Origin of the sequence: Agreia sp. (genome assembly GCF_964263775.1) — a bacterium.
Taxonomy (GTDB): Bacteria; Actinomycetota; Actinomycetes; order Actinomycetales; family Microbacteriaceae; genus Agreia.
Genome location: NZ_CAXVWM010000020.1, coordinates 1 through 5,517 on the forward strand (window position 1 = coordinate 1; position 5,517 = coordinate 5,517).

Here is a 5,517-nt window from a genome sequence, read left to right on the forward strand (position 1 = left end):
CTGATCTCGGGCGAATACCTCGAGTCCGTCCGCAGTGACCAGCGACAAGCGCAGGAATACGGAATTCAGGGCGTGCCCTTCTTCGTGATCGACGGCCGGTACGGTGTGTCGGGCGCCCAGGATGCCGCGACGTTCGTCGAGGTCTTCGGCCGGATCGCGGGCGAGCGCACCGGCTCCGTCGACGCGGTGTCGGCATGACCGCGAGGCACGACGCGGCCGTCGGTGAGTCCGGTGTCGCCCCGGCCGCTCCGGGCCTGGTCATGGTCGGCGCATCCGGTGCCGTCTGTGTCGACGGCGTCTGTGCCATCGAGCCCCACGCCGAGGCGAACGCGGAGGGCAGCCGCGACGCGAGTTGACCGCAGGTTGTTCACAGGGGGCCCCGCCCGCCCCGGCCCCGCCAAAACTCTGGGACAATCGAGACGTCATGAATTCATCCCTCGCCCCGGTCGACCAGGCCGTCGCCACCCCGGCCCCCGCACTCCGCATCGGGCCGATCGAACTCGACGTTCCGGTTGTGCTCGCCCCTATGGCGGGAATCACCAACACGGCCTATCGCAGACTCTGTCGTGAATACGGAGCGGGGCTGTACGTCAGCGAGATGATCACGAGCCGGGCGCTTGTCGAGCGCACCCCCGAATCCATGAGGCTCATCCGCCATCACCCGTCTGAGACGCTGCGCTCGATCCAGCTCTACGGGGTCGATCCGGCCACCATGCGACAGGCCGTCACGATGCTGGTCGACGAGAATCTCGCGGATCACATCGACATGAACTTCGGATGCCCGGTGGCCAAGGTCACCCGCAAGGGCGGAGGCTCGGCGCTTCCCTGGAAACTCGGGCTCTTTCGCCAGATCGTCGAGCAGGCGGTCGAAGCGGCGGGCGACATCCCGGTCACGGTGAAGATGCGCACGGGCATCGACGACGACCACCTCACCTACCTCGAGGCAGCGAAGGCGGCCGAGGGTGCGGGCGTCAAATCCATCGCGCTGCACGCTCGCACGGCGGCCGATTTCTACTCCGGCCAGGCAGACTGGTCGGCCATCGCCACTCTCAAAGAGACGATCACGAGCATCCCGGTGCTCGGCAACGGCGACATCTGGTCGGCCGACGATGCCATCCGCATGGTCGACGAGACCGGATGCGACGGCGTCGTCGTCGGTCGTGGCTGCCTCGGTCGACCGTGGCTTTTCGGCGACCTCGCCGATGCCTTCCGCGTGCGCAGCGGCGAGCTCGACGCATCCGTCGCCCGCGACTCGCGTGCCGCACCGACGCTGGGTCAGGTCGCGGCGGCGATTCGTCGACACACGCAGCTGCTCGCCGAGTTCTTCGAAGACGAAGACCGGGCCTGCCGAGACATCCGCAAACACGTCGCCTGGTATTTCAAGGGCTACCCGGTGGGCCACGATGTTCGCGCGAGCCTCAGCATGGTCAAGACCCTCGCCGAGATGGACGACGTGCTCGCCACCCTCGACGGCTCGCTGCCGTATCCCGGAGTCGACGCAGAGGGGCCCCGTGGCCGGGCCGGTTCGCCGAAACGCCCCTCGCTGCCCGACAGGTGGCTCGACTCGCGCGAACTCGCGCTGCCCGAGCGTGCCGAGCTCGCGGGCGCGGAGCTGCACCACAGTGGGGGATAGCGCCGTGGCCGCCGTCTCAAATCTCGCCTCCTCGAAGTCGGTCCTGCCGCCGGGCTACACGCCCGACGACAGCGAGCGCATCGTCGGCGAGCAGCATTCTTCGCGCCGCAGCGATTTCGCACGCGACCGGGCGCGCATCCTGCATTCGAGCGCGTTCCGCAGGCTCGCCGCCAAGACACAGGTGCTGTCGCCGGCCGACCTCGACTTCGCTCGCAACCGCCTCACGCACTCGCTCGAGGTGGCCCAGGTCGGTCGCGAGCTCGCTACGAGCCTGGGCCTCGATCCCGACGTGGTCGACACGGCCTGTCTGGCACACGACCTCGGGCATCCGCCGTTCGGCCACAACGGCGAGCGCGCACTGGCCGACTGGGCGGCCGATATCGGCGGGTTCGAGGGCAACGCTCAGAGCCTGCGTATTCTCACCCGGCTCGAACCGAAGGTCGTCTACGCCGACGAGACGAGCGCGGGGCTGAACCTCACGAGGGCGAGCCTCGATGCCAGTTGCAAATACCCGTGGACGATCGAAGACGCCATCGGCGACCCGAGCGGCCGCGCGAAGTACGGCGTGTATCCCGAAGACGCCGCCGCATTCCAGTGGCTGCGCCAGGGGGCGCCCGCGGGCCAGAAATGCATCGAGGCCCAGGTCATGGATCTCAGCGACGACATCGCGTACTCGGTGCACGATTTCGAAGACGCCGTCCTCACCGGCTACATCGATGTGGGCGCCCTGGGTGCCCGGGCCGACCACGACGACCTCGTCGCGGCGATCTCGTCGTGGGTCGGCGGTGAATTCGGGCGCGACGAACTGTCGGCGGCGTTCGACGAACTGACCTCGCTCGAGATCTGGCTCGACGGCTGGGACGGGTCGCGGCGAGCACAGGGACGGCTGAAGAACCTCACGAGCCAGCTCATCGGCCGCTTCGCCGGGCGGTCGACGACCGCCACCCGCGAGGCATACCCGGCCGACGCGATCGCCCGATTCGGCGGAAGCGTCGTCGTTCCGCGGGCGGTCCAGGCGCAGATAGCCGTGCTCAAGGGCATCGTCGCCGCGTACGTGATGGCGAGCGACTCGCGACAGCCGCTCTATGTCGAGCAGCGCGCCATCATCACCTCGCTGGCCACCGAGTTGCTGCGCCTGGGCGAAGGCGCACTCGAGGTGGCCTTCGCGGCCGACTGGCGCGACGCATCCGATGATGCCGCGCGCAAGCGGGTCGTCGTCGACCAGGTCGCCAGCCTCACCGACCAGTCTGCGATCGCCTGGAGCAGGGGACTGCTCGGCTGATGGCTGGACTGATTCTGCGGCGCGACATCGACGAGGTACGCTCGCGCATCAACCTGGGCGACGTGGTCGGAGAGTACGTCACGCTGAAGAGCGCCGGTGTGGGTTCGATGAAGGGCCTCTGCCCGTTCCACGACGAGCGCAGCCCGAGCTTTCACGTGCGACCGCAGGTGGGGTACTACCACTGCTTCGGCTGCGGCGAAGGCGGCGACGTCTTCACCTTTTTGCAGAAGATGGACCACGTGTCGTTCAGCGAGGCCGTCGAGCGCATGGCTGCACGCATCGGCTTCGAGTTGCACTACGAAGACGGGGGAGCCCCGTCCGACTATTCATCCAGGGCGCGGCTGCTGGCGGCCAACGACGCCGCTCGCGAGTTCTTCATCGAACAGCTCACCACTGCAGATGCCGAGGTCGGTCGACGATTCCTCGGAGAGCGGGGTTTCGATTCCTCGGCGGCCGAGCGCTTCGGGGTGGGGTTCGCCCCGAAAGGCTGGGACATCCTCGGCAAGCACCTCAGGGCCAAGGGATTCACCGCCGAAGAGCTGAGCGCGGCGGGTCTCACCAGCACGGGCGAACGCGGAAGCTACGACCGTTTCCGGGGCCGGCTCATCTGGCCCATTCGCGACCAGACCGGCCAGACCGTCGGCTTCGGGGCGCGGCGCCTGCTCGACGACGACAAGGGCCCGAAATACCTGAACACGCCCGAGACTCTCGTCTATCACAAGTCGCAGGTGCTCTACGGGCTCGACCTCGCCAAGCGTGACATCGCCCGCAGTCACCAGGTCGTGATCGTCGAGGGGTACACCGACGTTATGGCCTGCCACCTCGCCGGAGTCACGACCGCCGTCGCCACGTGCGGCACCTCGTTCGGAGTCGACCACATCAAGGTGATGCGTCGCGTGCTGTCCGACGACACGGCGGGCCTCGGCGAGGTCATCTTCACGTTCGACCCCGACGCGGCGGGCCAGAAGGCCGTGCTGCGCGCGTTCAGCGAGGAGCACCGATTCGCAGCCCAGACCTACGTTGCCGTCGCGCCCGACGGCCTCGACCCGTGCGACCTTCGGCTCGGCCGCGGAGACGACGCGGTGAGACGTCTCGTTTCGGGCAAGAAGCCCATGTTCGAGTTCGTTCTCAAGCAGCGCCTCTCGACCTTCGACCTCAACACCGTCGAGGGCCGCGTGGCTGCGTTGCGCGCGGCAGCTCCCGTCGTGGCCGACATCCGCGATCCGTCGATTCGTCCGGGGTACGCACGGGAGCTCGCGCGGCTGCTCGGCATGGACCTCGGCGAGGTCGGTCGGGCCGTGGATGCCGCGGGCAGGTCGAGCGAGCACGCCGCGTCTCGCGAACTCGAGTCGCCCCGACTGGCCCCGGCCGCGGAGGGCGGGCCGGCATCCATCACCTCGCTCGAGGTGGCGCCGCCCGTGGCGATCTCACTCACGAGCCTGCCGAGCACCACGGCCACCCGTCTCGAGCGCGACGCCCTGATGGCCATGCTGCAGTTTCCGAACGACGTCGGCAAAGACCTGCTGGCGCGCGGAACGGCGGTCGCCTTCAGCAATGGAGCACTCGCGGCGGTGCGCGACGCGATCGCCATGCGCCTCAATTCTTTCGACAGGCCCGACTGGGCGGCGATCATCCAAGAGACGGTTCCCGACCCGGTGAAGACCCTGGTGGCCCAGCTCGCCGTGGCGCCCGTGCCCGAGCGGCCCGAACGCGAGCTCTATGTCTACCTTCAGCAGGTGGTGCTGTCGCTCGTCGAACGCGACCTGGTGCGTCGCAAAGAAGAACTGCTCGGCCAGTTCCAGCGCACCGACGTCACGACGCAGCCCGAGGAGCACCGCTCGCTGCAGCGTCAGCTCATGCAGGTCGAGGCCGACAGGCGCGCGCTCCGCGAATGACGTCGAGAGACGAGCCCGATCGTGTAACGATCCGGTAAACATGTGCGCAGTCGATCTCTGTCGGCCCAAGGACAGTTCGCCCGCTCGGGTATGACTGGGATACAGCAATCACGGTCTGCCCCGATTCCGGGAACATCTGTGTCTGAAAAATCACTTGAGAGAGGTAGACGGATATGACATCCGCATCCACACGCACGACCCGGGTCGTCGCGTCGCTCGCCGGAACAGCAGCGGTGGCCCTCGTGCTCGCCGGATGCTCCGGCGGTTCGACGGGCGGCAGCACCAGCGGCAGTGCTATCACGATCGGCACGACCGACAAGGTGACCGTGCTCGACCCGGCCGGTTCGTACGACAACGGTTCGTTTGCCGTGATGAACCAGGTGTTCCCCTTTTTGATGAACACGCCCTACGGCACCCCCGATGTCGAACCCGACATCGCCGAGTCGGCCGAGTTCACCGCGCCGACCGAGTACACCGTCAAGCTGAAACCCGGCCTCACGTTCGCCAACGGCAACGACCTCACCTCGAGTGACGTGAAATTCACGTTCGATCGCCAGGTCGCGATCAACGACGAGAACGGTCCCGCGTCGCTGCTCTACAACCTCGACTCGGTCGCCGCTCCCGACGACACCACCGTCGTCTTCACCCTCAAGTCGGCAGATGACCAGGTATTCCCGCAGATCCTGTCGAGCCCGGCCGGCCCGATC

At 67.6% G+C, this 5,517-nt stretch carries 6 protein-coding genes; all 6 read left to right on the plus strand.

Going from position 1 to position 5,517, the window contains the following annotated elements:
• The coding region (locus ACE5CZ_RS02110; protein WP_374945709.1) for a DsbA family protein at positions 1–198 on the plus strand (198 nt) is incomplete at its 5' end.
• Positions 195–356 (plus strand): hypothetical protein, encoded by a 162-nt coding sequence (locus ACE5CZ_RS02115; protein ID WP_374945710.1) that lies wholly within the window; start codon positions 195–197, stop codon positions 354–356. The genes ACE5CZ_RS02110 and ACE5CZ_RS02115, both read left to right, overlap by 4 nt.
• A gap of 68 nt (positions 357–424) precedes the next feature.
• Positions 425–1,633: a tRNA dihydrouridine synthase DusB gene (dusB, locus tag ACE5CZ_RS02120; RefSeq protein WP_374945711.1), complete on the plus strand. Its 1,209-nt coding sequence runs from the start codon at positions 425–427 to the stop codon at positions 1,631–1,633.
• Positions 1,634–1,637: 4 nt separating this feature from the next.
• Complete coding sequence (locus ACE5CZ_RS02125; RefSeq protein WP_374945712.1) at positions 1,638–2,915, plus strand: deoxyguanosinetriphosphate triphosphohydrolase; 1,278 nt, start codon at positions 1,638–1,640, stop codon at positions 2,913–2,915.
• On the plus strand, positions 2,915–4,810 hold the full coding sequence (gene dnaG, locus ACE5CZ_RS02130) for a DNA primase (RefSeq protein WP_374945713.1): 1,896 nt from the start codon (positions 2,915–2,917) through the stop codon (positions 4,808–4,810). The genes ACE5CZ_RS02125 and dnaG overlap by 1 nt, the downstream gene beginning before the upstream one ends.
• A 173-nt stretch (positions 4,811–4,983) precedes the next feature.
• Positions 4,984–5,517 (plus strand): ABC transporter substrate-binding protein (locus ACE5CZ_RS02135; RefSeq protein WP_374945714.1); only part of this gene is annotated, 534 nt, incomplete at its 3' end.

Bases quoted from the DNA above. Each gene is read 5' to 3' on its own strand.
- ACE5CZ_RS02115 (WP_374945710.1), top strand. From the start codon at position 195: ATGACCGCGAGGCACGACGCGGCCGTCGGTGAGTCCGGTGTCGCCCCG.
- dusB (WP_374945711.1), top strand. From the start codon at position 425: ATGAATTCATCCCTCGCCCCGGTCGACCAGGCCGTCGCCACCCCGGCC.
- dnaG (WP_374945713.1), top strand. From the start codon at position 2,915: ATGGCTGGACTGATTCTGCGGCGCGACATCGACGAGGTACGCTCGCGC.